Origin of the sequence: Microbulbifer weihaiensis, from assembly GCF_048323715.1 — a bacterium.
Lineage (GTDB): Bacteria > Pseudomonadota > Gammaproteobacteria > Pseudomonadales > Cellvibrionaceae > Microbulbifer.
The window spans coordinates 418,300-437,359 of the sequence record NZ_JBLWFL010000005.1 but is presented as its reverse complement, the minus strand read 5'-3'; the positions used below and the strand labels follow the sequence as shown (position 1 = coordinate 437,359).

The following is a 19,060-nucleotide window of genomic DNA, read 5'->3' as shown; positions in this document are numbered from 1 at the left end:
CTGGGTTACACAAGTCCAGCAGAGTATGAGCGCAAATGCGCATAGTTATAGTGTCTACTTTTTGTGGGTAAGACCAGTTTCCGAGTAAGTAGCACAAAAAGGAGTTTTCATATCGCCAAGCTATTCTTAACAATATTTACGCTAGCGCTTTTGGGATGCGCTCCTGAAGAAGATCTCGATTCCGATCAAATTCGTGGCGACGATAGACGCGCCATCAAGTGTTATCAAACCGTAAACGATAAAAGAATTTATAATACGGCCGCGAAGTTCAGATTGGCGGTTCCCGTTTGGATGTCAAACTTACCATTTGAAAATGAATTCAATTCGGATTGTGAAATAACAAAGCTAAAACTGCATTTTGCATACATCGATGACAGGTTAATACCGGTTCCACATTCAGGATCGACGCACCCTGGAAGCATCAAGCTTCCTGAGTTTTACGATAAAGTTTCGTTCTATCTTAACTTTAAGGGCCCGGAGCAAGACAGATACTTCAAGGCAGTCCAAAAAGACATTTGCTCGAATAAAAATCATACATACGATTACCCTGAATATGGTTTTCGTTTATGCCCATACTTAACGGCTGATAAAAACCGAAATATCAATACTTTTCCGTTTTTCCCGAGATTCGAGGTGATCGAAGAAAAAACAATACCAACCTCATTCACTTGCAGACACGAGGATATTAACGGATATACATTAGAAAATATCTACGAAATGGACGTGCCATATAGTTGTCGGGGGTACTGGTATTGGCGCAAAGGAGCTTCATCAATGTTTGATATTTCAAAAGGTAAAGTTCTTAAAAAAGTAAACAAAGCTATCATCGCGTCAGAAGCCTTACTAAATTCATGGATAATCGAATAAACCTAACGAGGCGCTGAAGGGGCGGCGTTAAATTTCAAAATGAATAGAGAACTCCGAGAGCAACTAAAACACAATTTCAGAAAAGAAGTTTTTGAAGTGCTTGAACTCATTTCTTCACGAGAGGAGCAATTAGACTATCAAGAAAAAGTGCCAATTGCGTATGTCTCAGCAGAGCTATTCAATCAATGGGAAGATTGCTTCCAAATTCCAAAAGGCCAAGAGTGGTATGCTGAGGCCTTCAATCAGGCAGAGTTGCGTATTCTTGAATTATTTGATGGCGTCATGGAAATAGTGGCTCAAAACACACCAGAAAATCCGCCGGATATACATGAATTCGTTGAATCTAAAGAATGGGCGCAACTTGCAAGTGCTGCGAGCAGGGCGCTCGGGGAGCTCAAAAAAATTTAACAAAGCCTGGCAGTTTGCTACGGGTCTTCGGCCCTCCGCGGGACAGCTTACCTTGTGCACAGTTTGCGCGGGTCGCTACGCTCCCATTTTCGCGAAAAACGCGCACAAGGTAAGCTGCCCCAGCTGGCGGCGTTAGGCGAAAATAAACCGGATATGACAAATGGATCGTAACATCTACAGAACTCCGGCCTCAGACCTGGGCGAGCAACCTGATAGCAGCCTCCTCAGAAAAAAGAAAAGAGTTTTTATTGTTATATTGTGCTACTTACTGTCCAGCATAGGGCTATTGACTCTTGCCGGTTGGATTATTTCCGCCATTTTTGACTTTGACGGATCCCTGTTTACTATTCTTCCTTTCATTATTATTGCCCCAATGTGGATGCATATAAAAATGAGCCGTGCCTGGATTGAAGACATTAGGCTAGGAAAAAAATCCCAATCATCGGCACTGCGTTATCAATCACTCCCATTTGTATTCTCGCAGCCGAAGATCTTCTGTCACCCGGGTACAGCCATGGCCTTACTGTAGTCGTGGGCTCTGGTGTTTTCGCCATGCTGTTTTTCTCACCGATGTTTTTATTGGCTATTTATCTATGCATATTCCACTCAAGGACAAATTCCATTAAAAAATATCCCACGTGAAATAATGAATTCCCAAAGGAATAGTCAATGAAGCGCATGCGGGAAAATAAAGAATAAAAGGTAGGTATCCCTTCGAACAAGCGTCCTACGGTTCGTTTACGGACTGCCGCCTAACAAGCGGTTCAAATCGTCCGCTTCGCTCACTGGGACGGGCTAAAGCCCGCCCCTTAACCAAACGTTATGTATTGTCTATCCTGGCGGATGATGCCGGCCTCCATCACCCGCCGTGCGACGGCGAAGAGAGACGCCAGCCTATAATAGTTGCGTTACCGCTTGGTGTTGCTCGCAGAAATCAGAGGCCTTCCATGAACCGGTTCCTTCTCAGCGTTATAGCAAGCGTCTGTGCCAGTGCAGCTGTGTCCCAGGATATGGTTCCGGGGGCGGGGGTGAGCACAGTTAAACAATCCCAGTATGTTCCGAGCTACCCCGTGAAGGGCGACAGCTTGTATCCGGGATTGATGGCGGACGCTGGCAAGCCCGAGCGGGAGTCGATGGCGGCTTCAGCAACTACCCCTGATGTTCCCGCCGGTCCCGAACACGGCGGGCCCCGTAACTGGAAAGTCACGGCCAAACTGGATCTGCGCGAACAGCCGACGGCATCAGCAGGCATTGTCGCCACGTACGAGCCGGGGACACTTCTTGATAACCTGGGCTGCCAGGAAGAGGGCGGTCGCGTCTGGTGTGACGTCCAGCAGTTGGGCGGAGGCCCGCGGGTCTTCGTCGATGCAGAATATCTCACCCCAGCCGTATCTCCCGACGGGAGTGTTGCAAAGGGTGCGGATGACTCGGCATTGCGCGCAGGCCAGGGCGTATTCGATGCGACCGGCAAGATTCCCTGTGCCCTCTCAGCGGGGCAGCCAATGGGGCAGTGTGAATTTGGTGTGGCCCGCGCTGGCGGTGGTTATGCAACGGTGGTGGTAAAACGCCCGGCAGGGCCTGGACGTGCTATTTACTTCCGAATGGGGATCCCTATCGGGGCTGACACTAGCCAGGCAGACGGTTATCCCGAGTTTCACGCCACCAAAGAAAGCGACTTACATATAATTCGGGTCGGCAGCGAGCGTTACGAAATTCCAGATGCCGTTATTCTCGGCGGCTGAGTTTTCTCTGCGGCAATATCCCCCCTGGATAGGTCACGCTGCAGTCCATGCAAGGTTCTCTCTCCCCTCGGGCACCTGATTGCAGGTGCCGCAATATCGTCCATATATGGCGCAATTTTGCCAATGTTGCTGGCGTATCGTCGGCGTAAAGTGGGTGCTATCACTGAAACCAATGTCAGTTTTCCAAACAGCACAAGAGGTTATGTACTGCATTTACCGTTGTTTAGCGCCTCGGCACTGGAGGGTATTGGAGCCGTACCGCTTGTGCAGCACACCGGTGTTGATCGCTCGCTGAATACAGCTGGCGACAGCCATTCCCGAACGCCTTTCTCTCGGGGATGTGTTTTGGCGTATGCCAAATAACATTCCGCACTATGCAGTGGACCCAGTCCTGTGCAGGAAATTCCACTACTAAAAAATAATGATGGGAGAAGGATGATGCGCTCTCTTGCAAGATTCCTTGCGTGTTTCTGCGTGCTGCTTTTGGGCTCCGGGGCACTCTTGGCGCAGGCCTCGGTGCCGGCAGGTTATCAATCGTATAACGGGGTCACGGTAGACGTTGGGCCGGATATCGGCACGGTGATCGAGCATGACACCTCCAAGGCGGCCTGTGATCAGTACCAGGGCGACCTCGACAGCTACCTGCAAAATAATGCGGGTTTTCTCGATACCCTTTCCGATGACCGTCCCAGCCCGGCGACGCCATCGCCGCGCGACCAGTATGTGCTGGATAATTTCGTGGCCACTTATGACCGCACCACCAAACTCAAGTGCGGCAAGTACTATTACTTCTACGGCACCTTTGACACTACTGGTCCGCCGCGCGCTCTGACCGACTGGATGGCGCGCTACTTCAGCGACTATTTGGGCGAGGGGCAGTCGTATTTCGGTCAGTACGCGGATCCCAACCCGGTGGCCACAGTAGCGGCCTCATCGTACAACCCGGCCGTGCCTTCCCAGCAGCTGCCGGTGGGCATGGCGGCGAGCAGTGGCGAGTTCGGTAACGGTATCCCCGTGTACTCGTTCACCTGTGCGGCCTGCCACTTCAAGCAGATGGACGATGGCAACTTTGCCGTGGGCATCGGCAATACCGATTACGACTACGCGCGCCAGACCGCGCTGCAGGGCCAGCTGCCCTACATGTTCATGTTCCAGAAACCGGACCTGATCACGCCGGAGCTGGACCTGTCATGGCTGGCGTATTTCGACGTGATTCCGCAAATCCAGGATGAGCTGAATGCGCCCATTGCCGCCGCCCGGCAGATTCCCGGCGCGATTGACGAGTTCCTGGCTTTCAACGAACTGATGAATGCGGCTACCACCCAGGAGCAGCGCGATGCGCTGGCCAAGCCGCTCAACCAGCAGCGCCTGGATATGGCCACCTGGACCGGGGTGATGGATTTCACCACGCCGCCGATGCAGGACGACGGCGTATGGAATGTCACCCGCATTCTCAACGTGAACGAAATGGTGCTCGATCCATCCGTGCAGAAACAGCACGGGTTCAAGTACCACGCGGGGCTCGGCTGGACCGGGGGTTCGTTCGATGAAGTGAGCTTTATCCGTTCGGTGATTTCACTGTCGCCGTCCAATGCGGCAGACCCGGCCTCGCGTCCTGAATTCCGCTACTGGGTGAAGGAATACCGCTATTTCCCCATCGTGGAATATATCCGCACGTTCCGTGAGCCGGCGGTGCCCGCGTCAGTAAACCAGGATCATGCGATGGCCAAGCGTGGCGAGGCGCTATTCGACAAGCACTGCAGCAGCTGCCACAACGGGCCTTTGGGCGAGACCGGCCGACCCTACGCCCACGGCGAGCTGAATGTGGAAAGCACCCACGCGAATATTTATGGCACCTACTGGGATCCCACCGCGCTGGACGGGCAGGGTGGCTGGGAGACGTCCATCGCCTTCATTGCCGCCAACTTCCCGGTGGGGGAAACCGGTATCTACACCCGCAAGGTCAAGTCGCCGCGGTTTATTTCCCTGTGGGACAACAACCGCCTGCTGCACAACGGCTCTGTGTGGGGGCTGGAAGAACTGCTCACCTGTCGCCCGGATCGGGTGAACCACTCCAGCATTGCGGCGGAGCAGCTGTGGAATACCGGCCACAACATGGGCTGCAACCTGTCCGCCGGGAAAAAGGCGGACCTGATTACCTTCCTCGAAAACTTCCACAGCCTGCGCGATGCCGGTAACCGCTACAACGGCCAGTTCCTCGGCGACTGTGTGGCGAACGGCAGCGGTTCGGTGCGCTCCGAGATGCGTATCGGCAACGGCACGCGGCTGGATATCCACAACCTGTATTTCTCGGATGCCAACTGTGCAACCCTGGATCACAACCGGGTGGCCAACCCGGCGCTGGTTGCGGCCTACGATATGACGGCCGGCGCGGAATTTGAAAATTCCCGGGGGTTCCTGTCGCACAACGTCAGTTTTGTCGATATGGATGACGGTGCCACCTCCGGCAGCATCGCGCTGGAAGACGGCGAGCTGGCGCTGTCCTTGAGCACGGCCGCGAACGATCAGGATCCCGCCCTCACTGGGCATTGGGTAAAGCAGCTCACCGACTATCCCGGGCTGAATGGCCTGTGGCTGGCGGACGAGTGCGAGCTCGGCTCCAAGCGGCGCCTGATCGCGATTCAGGATGGAATCCGTACCGACAAGTACGTGCACTATTCCTGGTTCACCTGTGGCGGCCAGGTGAGCTCGGTGAGCAATGTGGGGTCCTGGACGTTTGACGACCCGGTGTGGAACAGCACGGACCTGGATCTTACCCAGTACGAAATGAAAGCGGTGATGTCCCCGATTGGTTTGGGCCTGCCGTTTATCTCTTATCTGGACAAGCGCGGAGACAAGCTGAGTGAGGCGCCGGACAACCTGGTGCGTGCACGCGATGCCGCCCTTGGCAAACACTATACCCGTATTCGGGATATGTACCGCGGGCAGTAAGTGAAGCAAGTACAGCGCCCGCGGGTTTTGTTTCGCGGGCGCATTTCGATCCATGTTTGACGTTGACAGGGGCCGGGGCACAATTGCCCGGCCCCTTTTTTTTATGTGGTTTTTGGCCGGCCCTTAGCGCCTGATGTTACCTCGGCAGCATCAGGCGCTAAGGGATGACGTTGCAGAAGAAAATCCAACCATGATTCTGCATAATGTCGGGCATTGTGATGGCAAGGAATACGGGAGTAAAAATGGAAACGCGCCAACTGGGTATTACAGATCTCAAGGTCAGCAAGATCTGCCTCGGCACCATGACGTTCGGCGAGCAGAATTCACAAGCCGACGCGTTCGAGCAGCTGGATTATGCGCTTGCCAACGGGGTCAATTTTATTGACTGCGCCGAAATGTACCCGGTGCCCCCAAAGCCTGAAACCTATGGCCAGACTGAAGCGATTATCGGCAACTGGCTCGCGGCGCGTGGCAATCGCGAGCAGGTGGTGCTGGCCAGCAAGGTCACCGGCCGCAGTGCCGCCAACTCCGGGGTCGGTCACATTCGTGGTGGCCCCCGCCTGAGCCGGGAGCAGGTACGGCAGGCGTGTGACGATTCCCTACTGCGCCTCAAGACCGATTACATCGACCTGTACCAGGTGCACTGGCCGGAGCGGCAGGCGAATTTCTTCGGCAAGCTCGGCTATGTGCACGGGGATGACGATGGCATCGCCATCGCCGAAACCGTGGATGCGCTGGAAGAGCTGGTGAAGGCGGGTAAGGTGCGTCACATCGGGGTTTCCAACGAAACCCCCTGGGGCATGATGGAGTACCTCAAACTTTCCGCCGCCAAGGGCAAGCCGCGTATTGCCTCGATCCAGAATCCCTACAGTTTGCTGAACCGCACCTTCGAGGTGGGTGCGGCGGAAATGGCGATTCGTGAGAAGTGCGGCCTGCTGGCGTATTCGCCGCTGGCGTTTGGCACCCTGAGCGGAAAATACCTGCACGGGCAGAAGCCCGCGGGCGCGAGGCTTACCCTGTTTGACCGCTTCCAGCGCTACACCGGCGAGCGCGCGGTACAGGCCACGGAAGCGTATGTGCAGCTGGCAAATGAATTCGGGCTGGATCCGGCGCAGATGGTGCTGGCATTTGTTACCCAGCAGCCCTTCGTGACCTCGAACATCATCGGCGCCACCACCATGGAGCAGTTGCGCAGCAATATTGCGAGTGCCGACATCGTGCTCGACAGCGCGCAGCTCGAGGCAATCGAGGCAGTGCACAGCGCGAACCCGAATCCAGCGCCATAGATTGTCGCAGCGAGTGGATAAAAAAATGCCCGTCATGAGACGGGCATTTTTGTTTGCGGGCTTAGAACTGGTACGTGGAAGACAGGTAGGCAAAGCGTCCCTGGCCACTGTGTATCGTCGGTGTAAAGCCCATGAAATCTGCGTAGTCGAACGGCGGTCTTTCATCGAGCAGGTTGGTGATTCCAAGGGTGAGGGTGATGCTGTCAAACCCGAAGTAGTTCACCGTGGTGTCGACTGTGGTCATGGAACCGATATCGCGCATGCCCGGCTGTTGTACCGCCGCATCCTGGTAGAAGCTGTCGATATAGTTCACGGCCAGGCGCGCGCCTATATCGTTGTAGCTCCAGTCGGTGGCGGCGGTCCAGCGCCACTGTGGCAACTCGTAATCGCCCTCCTGCAGGTTAATCCGCGAACCACCGTTGCCATCCGGGCGGCGGTCTTCGTATTCCAGCATGTAGTTCATCGCATAGGAAATACCGAAACTGCCGATATCGGTGTCGAATCCGTAGCGGAGATCCAGATCCAGTCCGGATGTCGTCAGGTCACCAATGTTCTGGAAAGTATCGTAGATGGCAACCACTTCGCCCGGATCGTTGGGGTCAGTGGAGGGCAGGCGCACCACTACGCTGGGGTCGTTGCCAAAGGTGCTGAACACGAACTGGGTATCGGAGTCGATGATGTTCTCGATGTCGTAGTGGTAGTAGTCCAGTGATGCGGTGAACTGTTCACTGAAATTGACGATGACACCCAGGTTGTAGTTTTCCGATTCCTCCGGGCCGAGCTCCGGGTTACCGGAAAAGATCGCGGTGTACTCCTGTGGCTCGCACGCCTTGTTCACGTTGCCGACAGCGGCGCAGCGGGTGGGGTCGACCAATGTGGGTGATTCGTCGGTGCGGCCAAGCCCCAGCTGTGCCAGTGACGGGGCGCGGAAAGCCGTGCCCCAGGAACCGCGCAATGACAGGCTGTCGAGCGGTGACCACAGCAGCGAGATCTTTGGATCCGTGGTGGTGCCGAAATCGCTGTAATCCTCATGGCGCACGGCGAGCTGCATTTCCAGGGTCTCGAGGAGTGGTACGGCCAGTTCCATAAACACGGCCGTGTTGTCGCGGCTGCCATTGGCCTGGGTGGCCTCGGTACCGAAGATTTCGCCGCGCAGGAACTGGTCGTCGGGGTTGTCGCTGATGGCATCTCTGCGGTGCTCAACACCAACTGCCAGCATCAGGTCTCCAGCGGGCATTGCCATTAGCGGGCCTGAAATCTGGGCGTCGTAGGAACGGATGGTGGACTTGCCCACCCGCGAAGTCACCGTCTCGATATACGCCAGCGCTTCCGGGCTGTTGGCGGAAGGCTCGAAGGGGTTCCACAGGCCGCTGTCGATGGCTTCCTGCACCCGGCGGGTATTGGGGAAACCATCCACGCCACGCTCTACGGCATCGCTCTTGATATAGCTATAGGCGGCCTCCCAGTTCCAGCCACCGATCTCGCCCTCCAGCCCCAGTACGCTGCGGAAGTAATCGGAATCCACTTCCTTGCGGCGGTTGCCGATATCCACGGTACGCCGGCGCATGGTCAGGTCTTGCTGGTAGAAGGGATGGCTGGGGTCGTCGGCGAAGGGGTGGTTGACGTTGTCGCCTGCCATGAACAGTTCATTGAAGCTGGGACTGCCGGCGCCTTTTACGGTGGTCTTTGCATTCTGGCCATTCAGCTCCGCGAAGGCTTCGACGTTCGCGGTGAGGGCGTAGCGCCCCATGTAGTTGAAACTGACGCGCTCTGTGGATGGCACCATGGACATGTAGGGCGCGTAGTCATAACGGCAGAGGTTGTTGTCGGTATCAATGTCCTGCGCTGCGCAGACGTCGTTGCCGAAGGTGTCCGCCAGGCGGATGGTGGGGTCTGACCGCAAGGCAATGGTGCCGGGAATACCCGCCGAGCTGCTGAAGTCGGTGGCGAAGGGATCGTTCGGGCGCAGGGCGGCCTGGTTTGCGGAGCGGGCATAGCTGCGGTCGGCGTAGAGGATTTCATCTCGGCTGAAATAGTCGACGATGAAGGTGTGGCTGCTGTCGTCTGTGACATGCCCCCATGCCATGCTGATATTGCTCTGCTCGCCACCGCCATCGCTGGTGCCCCCGACCTTGCCGGAAATCTCCAGGCCGTCGAAATCATCGCGAAGGATAATGTTGATGACGCCGGCGATAGCATCGGAGCCATAGGTTGCGGAGGCTCCGTCCTTGAGAATGTCGACCCGCTTGATAGCGGCGAGCGGAATATTGTTGATATCGACGAATGCAGTGTCGATATTTTTCGCAAACGGGCTTACCGATACGCGCCGGCCGTTGACCAGGATCAGGGTAGAGTCTGCGCCCAGTCCACGCAGGGAAACACTGGAGCCGCCGTTGGCGGTATCGTCGCTGCTGTTGCCCTGGGTGGAAAAGGTGCCCTGGCCAGAAGCCGGCATCTTCTCGAACAGGCCGATCAGGTCAGTGACCCCGGTATTGGCGATGTCTTCCGCGGTGAGGCTGGTGACAGGAGCGGGTCCGTCCATTGCCGCGCGCTTGATGTGGGAGCCGGTAACTTCAACCAGCTCCATCTCGGCTTCCTCGTTGCTCTGGGCGATTGCATGGCCGGAAACCAAAGTTGCGGAAATACAGAGTGCAATAGGTGCTTTTGCTAGAAATCCATTCTTCATTGCATCAGGTCTCTTTGGGTTTCGCCGTCTGGCGAGATAATTGTTGTTTTGGGTACCGCGCTGCCAGCTTATCAATAACCGCTCAGTGGAAAATTGGTGCGTGACGAAACCGTGAATCTGGTCGCGAAGGTGTCGCTGGAGTGTTTTTTCCGGCACCCAATTCCCCGTTTTGGCGGGAACTGCTGAGTGGCAATCTGCGCCTGAAGGCTATACTCGAGGGTGATGCCAACTCAGTCCCCAGGTGAAACAACGATGGAAACCTCCGGCCACCACACACTGCACGATCTCTTTGCCCAGCTCGGCCTGGATACCGAGGGGGACGCGATTGAGGACTTCCTGAGTCGCCATCGCCTGGCGGGGGAGGACAAGCTGGAAAAGGCGGTGTTCTGGAACGATGGACAGCGCAAATTCCTGCACGACGCCATTGCCGAAGACTCCGACTGGTGCGAAGTGGTCGACGAACTGGACGCGCTGCTTCGCCACTGACCGGCGGGATTGGCGAGCGCTTTCCCCGGCATTTGTGCCGGGGATTCTGGCACGTGAGTATCCGGTTGCCGCCGGCGCAGCTATAATGCGCCGCTTTCTCTCGACCTCGGCGGCATCTCGACTCACACCCTATGGAAAAACCGCATTTTCGCGCGGCCTTGTTGCACCCGCGTTACTGGCTCACCTGGCTACTCTTCGGCGTCTGGTTTTTGATCGCCCAGCTTCCCTACCGCTGGCAGATGGCGCTCGGGCGCGGCCTTGGGCGCCTGATGATGAAGCTGGCCAAGACCCGCCGCCAAATTGCCGACCGCAATCTGGCACTGTGCTTTCCTGAATTGTCCGCCCAGAAGCGCGAGCAGCTGCTGCGGCGCAACTTCGACTCCAACGGCATCGCGCTGATGGAAACGGGCATGGCCTGGTTCCGCTCCAGCCGCTGGCTGCGCCGGCGCTTCAGCATTGAGGGCCTGGAGTACCTGCAGGAGCCCCGGGAGCGCGGACAGGGAGTGGTGATGATGGCGATGCACTTCACCACCCTTGAGATTGGCGCTGCGTTCATGTCACTGAGCCACCCGGTGGATGGCATGTACCGGCCGCACAAGAACCCGGTGTATGACTATATGCAGCGCAAGGGCCGCGAGCGCCACGGCGAGGACTCGGAAGTGTATCAGCGCAAGGATGTGCGCGGCATGCTGCGGGCGCTGAAGAATGGCCGGGCCGTCTGGTACGCTCCGGACCAGGACTACGGTATCAAGCAGGGTGTGTTCGCACCGCTGTTTGGCATCCCCGCGGCCACGGTGACCGGCACTTCGCGGTTTGCACGGGTCGGGCGCGCGCAGGTGGTGCCGTATACGGTGACCCGCCTGGAAGAGCGCGGCCATTACCACGTCAAGGTGTTCCCGCCGATCAACGAAATTCCGTCGGGTGACGAACTGAAGGACGCAATTCTGGTCAATCAATTCGTGGAAGCGCGTATGCGCGAGAATCCGGCCCAGTACATGTGGGTGCACCGCCGCTTCAAGACGCGTCCCGAAGGCGAGGAAGACGTATACGGTGAAGCGGGGATACGGCGCCGGCGGCGCAGGAAGAAGCGCAAAAAATAACCAGTATCAGTTTGTCGAGATATCTCGGGGCCGCGCCTTCTTTATTTGCGCTGGCATCAAACTGACACGCTCAGTAACATACCGCATTCATTTTTTCGCGGTACAGGCCGGCTTTGGAGCTGGCTCGAGAAGGAGTTGCAATGATTTCCGGCAGTATGGTGGCGTTGGTCACACCCATGTATGCAGATGGCGGCCTCGATTGGGAAAAGCTGCACGAACTCGTGGAATGGCATATCGAGCAGGGAACCCGCGCACTGGTTGCGGTCGGCACCACTGGTGAGTCCGCTACCCTGGATGTGCATGAGCACCTGGAAGTAATCCGCCGCGTGGTGGACCAGGTGGCGGGGCGTATCCCGGTCATTGCCGGCACCGGTGCCAACTCCACCACCGAAGCGATCGAACTCACCGCGACGGCGGCCAAGTGTGGCGCCGATGCCTGCCTGCTGGTGACCCCGTATTACAACAAGCCCACTCAGGAAGGCCTGTACCAGCATTACAAGGCGGTGGCCAAAGCCGTCAATATTCCCCAGATTCTCTACAATGTGCCGGGCCGTACCGCGGTGGATCTGCTGCCCGAAACCGTGCAGCGCCTGACATCCATTGGCAATATCGTTGGTATCAAGGAAGCCACCGGCGACCTCGAGCGCGCGCGCCAGCTGATTGACCAGGTTCCGGAAGGTTTTGCGATTTACTCTGGTGATGACGCCACCGCTGTGGAGCTGATGCTGATGGGTGGCCACGGCAATATCAGCGTGACGGCGAACGTCGCGCCCGCCGCGGTAGCTGAGATGTGTGAAGCGGCGATCGCCGGTGACGCGGAAACCGCGCGCGCGATCAACCAGCGTATCGATGTACTGCACCGGACGCTGTTTGTTGAAGCCAACCCGATCCCGGTGAAATGGGCCCTGAAAGAAATGGGACGTATCGACAGCGGCATCCGCCTGCCGCTGACCAATCTGTCTCCGGAGTACCACGCCCAGGTGCGCGAAGCGCTGCGCGGCGCCGGTGTACTCTAAAAGGCTGCAGGAATACACAGTGGCGGTGTCGGCACCGCCCCTCGACTGAACCGATAAGGTACCAATAATGACAAGATTTACCGCCGGAGCCCTTCTGTGTGCTGCCGTCACTGCCGTGAGCGGCTGTGGCGTCTTCGGCAAGGACGGATATTTCCGCGATCGCGCCGACGACTATCAGCTGGCTGACAGCCTGCCGCCGCTGCAGATGCCGGAAGGCATCTCTACCAAAAACCAGGAAGAGCTTTACGAGGTTCCGCAGATCAGCGGCGAAGTGGAGCGCGGATCCTTTGTTGTACCGCGCCCGCAGGCGCTTTCGGTCAATGTGGGCCTGGATCGGGTCAAGATCCAGAAGCTGGGTAACCGTCGCTGGGTACTGGTTAATCAGCCGGCGGATGAAGTCTGGCCGCAACTGCACTACTTCCTGCGCTCTTCCGGGCTGCAGCTGGCCCTTTCCGATGCCGGCACCGGTACCATGGAAACCACGTGGCTGACCTTCGGCGACAACCCGGAAACCAAAGACCGTTACCGCCTGCAGGTAGAGTCGGGCGTGCAGCCGGACACCACCGAGATTCACGTGCGCCACCTTGCGGTACCGCTGAATATGCCGGCCAATGGCCCGGTGGAGTGGCCCGCCCAGTCCAGCAGCCCCGAGCGCGAGGGCTGGATGATCGACGAAATGTCCAATGCCCTGGCGACAGATGCCACTGGCGCGGCCGCATCACTGGTGGCGCAGGCAATCGGTGGCGGCAAGGTAAAAGTGCAGGTCATGGAGCCTGCCGGGCAGGAGCCCTTTATCTCCCTTGATCTGGTGAAAAGCCGTGCCTGGGCTACCGTTGCCCACGCCCTCAACACCGGTGCGTATCGCCTGCACAAGGAAGACTCTGATCTTGGTATCTTCTACGTGACTTATGACGCCGAGCGCGAACTGTCGGAAGAGGATGACGGCTGGTTCTCTGGCTGGGGATCCAAGGGCGAAGACAAGCTGGCCAAATCCGCCGAGGCCTACAGCCTTGAACAGGTGCTGGCGAATATCGATGTGGCTGCACAGGGCGAGCCTGCGCTGTTCACTTCGGTACCGGGTGTCGGCGGCGCACCAGCCAGCGATATCCCGGGTTACATCGTGGTCATGCGCGAAGGCCAGGACAACGTCATGGAAGTGCGCATCCGCAACACCCGCGGCAAGCCCATGTCCCGCGCCAAGACGTCTGAAATGCTGATGGCTATCCGCCAGAACCTGATCTGATTTTCCATGGCGATCAGGTTTGCCTCCCTGGGCAGTGGTAGTAAGGGAAACGGCACCCTGGTCGCCAGTGGCGACCACTGCCTGCTGGTGGACTGCGGTTTCACCATCAAGGAAACCGAGCGGCGCATGGCGCGGCTCGGCATGTCTCCGGCGGAGCTCTCCGCCATCCTCGTCACCCACGAACACAGCGATCATATGTCTGGTGTGGGGCCGCTGGCGCGCAAGTACCGCGTGCCGGTCTACCTGACCCCGGGCACCCTGCGCGCACGGGATATCGGCGCCTTGCCGGAGCTCGTGCTGATTGAGGGCCACCAGCCATTCGCCGTCGGTGATATCCAGGTAACACCGGTGGCAGTGCCGCACGACGCGCGGGAGGCCGCGCAGTTTGTGTTTCGCAGCCGCGGCAGCAGTCTCGGGTTACTCACTGATCTCGGCACCATCACCCCACACGTTGAAGCGCATTTCGGCGACTGTGATGCGCTGGTGCTGGAAGCCAACCACGATCCGCAAATGCTGGCGCAGGGCCCGTATCCGCCCTCGTTGAAGCGTCGCGTGGGCGGTGCCTACGGCCACCTCAGCAACCAGCAGGCGGCCGGCTTCCTGCAGCGGGTGGGCGCCGAGCGCCTGCAGCACCTGGTAGTGGCGCATATCAGTGAGAAAAATAATAGCCTGGAGCGGGCCCGCGAGGCGCTGGCAGACGCGACAGCCAAGGCGGCCAACTGTATCTTTGCCTGTCAGCAGGAAGGCTTTGACTGGCTGCAGGTCGACAAGGCAGATTGACACACCTGTCCCACGAATCGTCATTTCGTGGCACCATTCCCCTCCTGAAAATTGATTTCCTGAGCACAACACGGAGTTATCTCAGTGACGGCAGATGCATTTCTCTCGCGCACCGACAGCGGTGCGCTCTACGGCAAACCCGGCCTGGATCTTGTACTGGTTGAGACTGACCTGTGTCGCGCAGTGATTGCGCTACAGGGGGCCCAGGTACTGGAATTTGCCGCCGCGGGGCGCGCGCCCCTGTTGTGGGTCAGCCCGCAAGCGGTCTTTGAGCCCGGAACGGCGGTGCGCGGTGGTGTCCCTCTTTGCCTGCCCTGGTTCGGGGTGAATCGCGCCGACCCAGGCAAGCCCAAGCACGGACTGGTGCGCAACCAGTTATGGGAGCTGGCGAGCAGTGCCGCGCAGCCCGACGGTCGGGTGGCGTTGGTGTTTACTTACCAGCACCGTGGTGATGCACTGTTCGCGGCAGATTTTTCCTGCGAGCTGACTGTGCTGCTGGGCGCAGAGCTGGAGTTTGCCCTCAACCTGACCAACACCTCGGATCAGTCTGCGGAGTTCAGCTGGGCGCTGCACTCCTACTTTGCCGTGGAGGATATCGCCGAGGTTGCCGTAGAGGGATTGGACGGGGTCGAGTACCTGGACAAGACGCTGGATTTCGCCCGCTGCCGCCTTGAGGGGAGGCAGACGTTTGCCGGCGAAGTGGATCGGGTTTTCGAGCTGGCCACCGCCGAACAGCAGATTGTCACACCGAGCCCGATCCGTACGCGCAGTGAAAATTGCCATACCGTGATTGTCTGGAACCCGGGTGACGCGCTGGCGGCCTCTCTGGCCGATGTGGGTGCTCACTACCGTGAATTTGTCTGCGTGGAGCACGGCAACGCGTTTGCCAACAGCTGGCAACTGGGTGCCGGCGAATGCGCGTCAGCGCGCCTGATACTGTCGCGCTGAGCGGCACGGAGAGCCCGAGGGGGACGGCCATGGAATCTGGACTCATTCACGCATACCTGCTGGACGGCCATGGCGGCGGCAGGCGCCTGGACTGGCAGGATGCCCGGGCCTGGACGCCGGAGCAGGGACGTATCTGGCTGCATTTCGACTACACGGATACCGACGCCCGCGAGTGGATCAATAAGGCCGCTGGCCTGGAGCCACTGGTGGCGGAAGCCCTGCTGACGGAAGAAACCCGCCCGCGCACCACCAGTATTGGCGATGGCCTGTTGATTGCCCTGCGCGGGGTAAACCTCAACCCCGAATCGCAGCCGGAGGACATGGTATCCATCCGGCTGTGGGTGGAAGAGATGCGCGTGATCAGCACCCGCAAGCGCCAGCTGTTGTCGGTGGGCGATCTCTGCCGGCAACTGGACGCCGGCCGCGGCCCCGAAACCTGTGCGGATCTTGTGGTGGAGCTGGCAGATTTGCTGGTATGGCGCATGAGCGACACGGTGGACGCGTTCGAAGACACCATCGATGAACTGGAAGACCGGGTAGTGGCCGGTGCCAGCAGTACCTTGCGCTTTGACCTTGCGACGCTGCGCAAGCAGACCATTACCCTGCGCCGTTACCTGGCTCCGGAGCGCGAAGCGCTGGCGCGGCTGATTGTGGAGAAGGCGGAGTGGATTATGGAAGCCAACCGCATTCGGCTGCGCGAGGTTAGTGACCGCTTGCTGCGTCATATCGAAGATATTGATGCGGTGCGCGAACGGGCGGCAGTAACCCAGGAAGAGCTGATGAGCCGGATATCCGAGCAGCTCAACAGCCGCATGTACATGCTGTCGATCGTCGCGGCGATTTTCCTGCCGCTGGGGTTTTTCACCGGGCTGCTCGGGATCAACGTGGGCGGGATCCCGGGGTCGGAAAACCCGCACGCGTTTTTGATTTTCAGTGTGTTACTTGTGGTTACCGTGGCGATCCAGCTGGTGGTATTCCGCTGGAACAAATGGCTGTAGTGCACATGCCCCTGACGCTCGCGATTTGAGCACCTGGGGCTTCAGCCCTTCCGTTTTCAGGCAAATACAGTGACGGTCTGTCGCGACAGCGCCACAAGGTTACCCCGGGAATCCCACAGGCGGGCCTGGGTAACGCCGTAGCCATCACCAGCCTGATCCACCTCTGCCATATACTGCCACCATTCCTCGCCACTGGCGGCCTGTTCCTGGGCCGATTGCATGATTTCCACTGTCCATGCCAGCGAGCTGGCGGGCGCCACCTGCTTGAGCATCGGCAGCACCGCCGGTGGCCAGGCGTCGATCAGCGCCAGCAGGTGGCTGATCGATGCGGCACCGGTCGGGGCTTTGAAGCGCACCCATCCTCCGAGGCGCGGTTCGCTGGCGCCGCTGAACGGCAGGCCGCCAGCGGTGATACGGTAGTCGAAATGCCGGGTAAACTCCGGGGTCATACCTTCGATGTACGGCAGGGCCTGGCAGTCCTCCGGAGCCGGGAATTCCGGCGCCGCGGCCGGGCTGACCGCAATGGTGGATGGCCGCGGTCTGCCAAAACTCGCCAGTGCCGCCGTTACCACCTGTTGCCCCTGGGAAGCGCGCGCCTCGATCTGTGCCACTGAGCGTCCGGCGCGCAGGGTGGTCACACTGGCATTCAGCTCGCCCACCTCTGCCGGCGCGACAAAAGACAGCGCCAGCGAGCGCAGGGGGATGCCGGGGTCTACCGTGCGCGACAGCTCTTCGTCGATGGCTTCGTAGAGCAGGGCGGCCGCGAGGCCGCCGAAGGTTGCGCGTCCCTGGGTCCAGCCTGCGGGAATTTGAAGCGGCCTTTTTGCAGCAATATCCTCTCTGGCGCGGAGCAGTACTTCATTAAATTGCATAGGGCTGTATTCGATTAGCTAAAGGAATGGTCGCTGTCGGGGAAAACGCCGTTCTTGACGTCTTCGGCGTACTTGCGCAGCGCGCCGGGGATATCGCCTGCCTCGACAAGGAAGTTCTTGGAAAACTTCGGCGGCTTTTCCGTGAGCCCGAGAATGTCGTTGATTACCAGTACCTGGGCATCGGTTTCCGCGCCCGCACCGATCCCGATGGTCGGCATGGACACGGTATCGGTAATTCGCTTGGCCAGATCGGACGGCACGCACTCGAGCACCAGCAGGTCTGCGCCCGCTTCATCCAGTTGCACCGCGTCGTCGAGAATCTTCCCGGCCTGTTCGCCTTCGCGCCCCTGTACCCGGAAACCGCCCAGCTTGTGTACGGACTGCGGTGTAAGGCCAAGGTGTGCACACACAGGAATACCGCGTTCGCTGAGCATCTTGACCGTCGGTGCCAGCCAGGCACCGCCCTCGATTTTCACCATGTGTGCACCGGCCTGCATGATGCGGGTGGCGTTGGTGAGTGCCTGCTCCGGCGTGGCGTAGGTCATAAACGGCAGGTCGCCCATGATCAGGGACTTTTTGTTACCCCGGGCAACAGCCTCTACGTGATAGATCATTTGCTCCATGGTAACCGGGATGGTGCTGTCGTAACCGAGCACCGTCATGCCCAGTGAGTCACCGATCAGCACGGTTTCCACGCCGGTTTTTTGCGCCATGGCGGCCATGGGGGCATCGTACAGTGCGACGCAGATAAATTTCTCGCCGTCGGCTTTCATCTTGCGCAGGGTCTGAACCGTTACCGGTTTGATAAGTTCACTGGATCCGTATGGCATTGGTTGGTTCTCGTTGATCGCTTAAGCGCCCGGTCTCATCGCCGGGCTGGCTCGTTTGCTGGTGCGGGAAAATTCTTTCTGGGACGGCCTTTCGCGGGCTACTTGCCCGGATTGTAGTAGTGGCGTCCGCTGCTGATGTTGAGCAGGTACTCTACCAGCTGCAGGTAGTCATTCTGGCTATCGACGATGTCGATTTCGGCGCAGTTGACAATCAGCAGGGGCGCCTCGTCGTAGTAATGAAAGAAATTGGTGTAGGCCTCGTTCAGTGTGGCCAGGTATTCGTTGCTGATGGTGCGCTCGGCGGCGATACCGCGCTTGTGAATCCGTTCCTGCAGCACGTTGAGTGGCGCCTGCAGGTAGATCACCAGATCCGGCTTGGGCGCTTCCAGGGTCAGGTGGTCGAATACCTGCGTGTATAGCTGCAGTTCGTCACTGTCGAGGGTGACCTCGGCGAAAAGCTGGTCTTTTTCGATCAGGAAGTCCGCCACCCTTACCGGCTTGAACAGGTCATTCTGGCGCAGGGCCTGGATTTGCTGGGAGCGCTGCAGCAGGAAATGCAGCTGCGTCGGCAGGGCCGCGCTTTTCGGGTCGCGGTAGAAGCGCTCCAGAAACGGATTGTCTTCCGGCTGCTCCAGCAGGGTGTCGTAGTTGAAGGTGGCGGCGAGCCTTTTGGCCAGGGTGGTCTTGCCGACGCCTATGTTGCCCTCAACGGCGATAAAACGTGGCAGGTCTTTACCCTGCAAATCCAGCTCTGGTGAAGGGGAATCTAGTGTTGCGTCCGAAGCGGATGGCCTTGTCACCGGGATACTCCTTTATTTTATTCGGGCTTCTGTACTGGAGATTGGC

At 58.5% G+C, this 19,060-nt stretch carries 17 protein-coding genes; 13 read left to right on the top strand and 4 right to left on the bottom strand.

Annotation, left to right across the window (positions count from 1 at the left end):
• Positions 1-63 precede the first annotated feature (63 nt).
• The 6 genes from ACNKU7_RS08190 (at position 64) to ACNKU7_RS08165 (ending at position 7,255) form a co-directional block, all read left to right on the top strand.
• The gene (locus ACNKU7_RS08190; RefSeq protein WP_418296477.1) at positions 64-867 is read left to right on the top strand and encodes a hypothetical protein; all 804 of its coding nucleotides are present in this window, start codon (positions 64-66) and stop codon (positions 865-867) included.
• A gap of 39 nt (positions 868-906) precedes the next feature.
• A complete protein-coding gene (locus tag ACNKU7_RS08185; RefSeq protein WP_418296476.1) occupies positions 907-1,275 on the top strand; it encodes a hypothetical protein in 369 nt (122 codons plus the stop codon).
• Positions 1,276-1,435: 160 nt separating this feature from the next.
• Positions 1,436-1,804: a hypothetical protein gene (locus ACNKU7_RS08180; RefSeq protein WP_418296475.1), complete on the top strand. Its 369-nt coding sequence runs from the start codon at positions 1,436-1,438 to the stop codon at positions 1,802-1,804.
• A 499-nt stretch (positions 1,805-2,303) separates the two neighbouring features.
• Positions 2,304-3,017, top strand: coding sequence for an SH3 domain-containing protein (locus ACNKU7_RS08175; RefSeq protein ID WP_418296474.1), 714 nt, complete (start codon positions 2,304-2,306; stop codon positions 3,015-3,017).
• 501 nt (positions 3,018-3,518) lie between these two features.
• On the top strand, positions 3,519-5,969 hold the full coding sequence (locus ACNKU7_RS08170; RefSeq protein ID WP_418296473.1) for a hypothetical protein: 2,451 nt from the start codon (positions 3,519-3,521) through the stop codon (positions 5,967-5,969).
• 242 nt (positions 5,970-6,211) lie between these two features.
• Positions 6,212-7,255, top strand: coding sequence for an NADP(H)-dependent aldo-keto reductase (locus tag ACNKU7_RS08165; RefSeq protein ID WP_418296472.1), 1,044 nt, complete (start codon positions 6,212-6,214; stop codon positions 7,253-7,255).
• Between the two features lie 61 nt (positions 7,256-7,316).
• Here ACNKU7_RS08165 and ACNKU7_RS08160 read toward each other — a convergent pair whose 3' ends face one another.
• Positions 7,317-9,941, bottom strand: a complete 2,625-nt coding sequence (locus ACNKU7_RS08160; protein ID WP_418296471.1) for a TonB-dependent receptor plug domain-containing protein — start codon at positions 9,939-9,941, stop codon at positions 7,317-7,319.
• Between the two features lie 252 nt (positions 9,942-10,193).
• Here ACNKU7_RS08160 and ACNKU7_RS08155 point away from each other — a divergent pair, with 252 nt between their 5' ends.
• The 7 genes from ACNKU7_RS08155 (at position 10,194) to zntB (ending at position 16,512) form a co-directional block, all read left to right on the top strand.
• Positions 10,194-10,427 carry a DUF2789 family protein gene (locus tag ACNKU7_RS08155; RefSeq protein WP_418296470.1) on the top strand — a complete coding sequence of 78 codons (234 nt, stop codon included), beginning with the start codon at positions 10,194-10,196 and terminating at the stop codon, positions 10,425-10,427.
• 131 nt (positions 10,428-10,558) lie between these two features.
• The gene (lpxL, locus tag ACNKU7_RS08150; RefSeq protein ID WP_418296469.1) at positions 10,559-11,527 is read left to right on the top strand and encodes an LpxL/LpxP family Kdo(2)-lipid IV(A) lauroyl/palmitoleoyl acyltransferase; all 969 of its coding nucleotides are present in this window, start codon (positions 10,559-10,561) and stop codon (positions 11,525-11,527) included.
• A gap of 140 nt (positions 11,528-11,667) precedes the next feature.
• Positions 11,668-12,543, top strand: coding sequence for a 4-hydroxy-tetrahydrodipicolinate synthase (dapA, locus tag ACNKU7_RS08145; protein WP_418296468.1), 876 nt, complete (start codon positions 11,668-11,670; stop codon positions 12,541-12,543).
• A gap of 67 nt (positions 12,544-12,610) precedes the next feature.
• Positions 12,611-13,786 carry an outer membrane protein assembly factor BamC gene (gene bamC, locus ACNKU7_RS08140; protein ID WP_418296467.1) on the top strand — a complete coding sequence of 392 codons (1,176 nt, stop codon included), beginning with the start codon at positions 12,611-12,613 and terminating at the stop codon, positions 13,784-13,786.
• Positions 13,787-13,792: 6 nt separating this feature from the next.
• Positions 13,793-14,566, top strand: coding sequence for an MBL fold metallo-hydrolase (locus ACNKU7_RS08135; RefSeq protein WP_418296466.1), 774 nt, complete (start codon positions 13,793-13,795; stop codon positions 14,564-14,566).
• Positions 14,567-14,650: 84 nt separating this feature from the next.
• Positions 14,651-15,514, top strand: a complete 864-nt coding sequence (locus tag ACNKU7_RS08130; RefSeq protein WP_418296465.1) for a D-hexose-6-phosphate mutarotase — start codon at positions 14,651-14,653, stop codon at positions 15,512-15,514.
• Positions 15,515-15,543: 29 nt separating this feature from the next.
• On the top strand, positions 15,544-16,512 hold the full coding sequence (zntB, locus tag ACNKU7_RS08125; RefSeq protein ID WP_418296464.1) for a zinc transporter ZntB: 969 nt from the start codon (positions 15,544-15,546) through the stop codon (positions 16,510-16,512).
• 56 nt (positions 16,513-16,568) lie between these two features.
• Here the strand turns inward: zntB and ACNKU7_RS08120 are convergent, their stop codons facing one another.
• The 3 genes from ACNKU7_RS08120 to ACNKU7_RS08110 all read right to left on the bottom strand — a co-directional run bounded on the left by ACNKU7_RS08120 (position 16,569) and on the right by ACNKU7_RS08110 (position 19,014).
• Positions 16,569-17,384, bottom strand: coding sequence for a thioesterase family protein (locus ACNKU7_RS08120; RefSeq protein WP_418296463.1), 816 nt, complete (start codon positions 17,382-17,384; stop codon positions 16,569-16,571).
• A gap of 14 nt (positions 17,385-17,398) precedes the next feature.
• The gene (gene panB, locus ACNKU7_RS08115; protein ID WP_418296462.1) at positions 17,399-18,214 is read right to left on the bottom strand and encodes a 3-methyl-2-oxobutanoate hydroxymethyltransferase; all 816 of its coding nucleotides are present in this window, start codon (positions 18,212-18,214) and stop codon (positions 17,399-17,401) included.
• Between the two features lie 98 nt (positions 18,215-18,312).
• Entirely contained in the window at positions 18,313-19,014 is a 702-nt protein-coding gene (locus ACNKU7_RS08110; protein ID WP_418296461.1) for a deoxynucleoside kinase, read from the bottom strand.
• Positions 19,015-19,060: the final 46 nt, after the last annotated feature.

What these genes read in the sequence shown, in the direction of transcription:
- ACNKU7_RS08185 (WP_418296476.1), top strand. Translation starts at nt 907, where the DNA reads ATGAATAGAGAACTCCGAGAGCAACTAAAACACAATTTCAGAAAAGAA.
- ACNKU7_RS08180 (WP_418296475.1), top strand. Translation starts at nt 1,436, where the DNA reads ATGGATCGTAACATCTACAGAACTCCGGCCTCAGACCTGGGCGAGCAA.
- ACNKU7_RS08165 (WP_418296472.1), top strand. Translation starts at nt 6,212, where the DNA reads ATGGAAACGCGCCAACTGGGTATTACAGATCTCAAGGTCAGCAAGATC.
- ACNKU7_RS08160 (WP_418296471.1), bottom strand. Translation starts at nt 9,941, where the DNA reads ATGAAGAATGGATTTCTAGCAAAAGCACCTATTGCACTCTGTATTTCC.
- ACNKU7_RS08155 (WP_418296470.1), top strand. Translation starts at nt 10,194, where the DNA reads ATGGAAACCTCCGGCCACCACACACTGCACGATCTCTTTGCCCAGCTC.
- lpxL (WP_418296469.1), top strand. Translation starts at nt 10,559, where the DNA reads ATGGAAAAACCGCATTTTCGCGCGGCCTTGTTGCACCCGCGTTACTGG.
- dapA (WP_418296468.1), top strand. Translation starts at nt 11,668, where the DNA reads ATGATTTCCGGCAGTATGGTGGCGTTGGTCACACCCATGTATGCAGAT.
- bamC (WP_418296467.1), top strand. Translation starts at nt 12,611, where the DNA reads ATGACAAGATTTACCGCCGGAGCCCTTCTGTGTGCTGCCGTCACTGCC.
- ACNKU7_RS08135 (WP_418296466.1), top strand. Translation starts at nt 13,793, where the DNA reads ATGGCGATCAGGTTTGCCTCCCTGGGCAGTGGTAGTAAGGGAAACGGC.
- zntB (WP_418296464.1), top strand. Translation starts at nt 15,544, where the DNA reads ATGGAATCTGGACTCATTCACGCATACCTGCTGGACGGCCATGGCGGC.
- ACNKU7_RS08120 (WP_418296463.1), bottom strand. Translation starts at nt 17,384, where the DNA reads ATGCAATTTAATGAAGTACTGCTCCGCGCCAGAGAGGATATTGCTGCA.
- panB (WP_418296462.1), bottom strand. Translation starts at nt 18,214, where the DNA reads ATGCCATACGGATCCAGTGAACTTATCAAACCGGTAACGGTTCAGACC.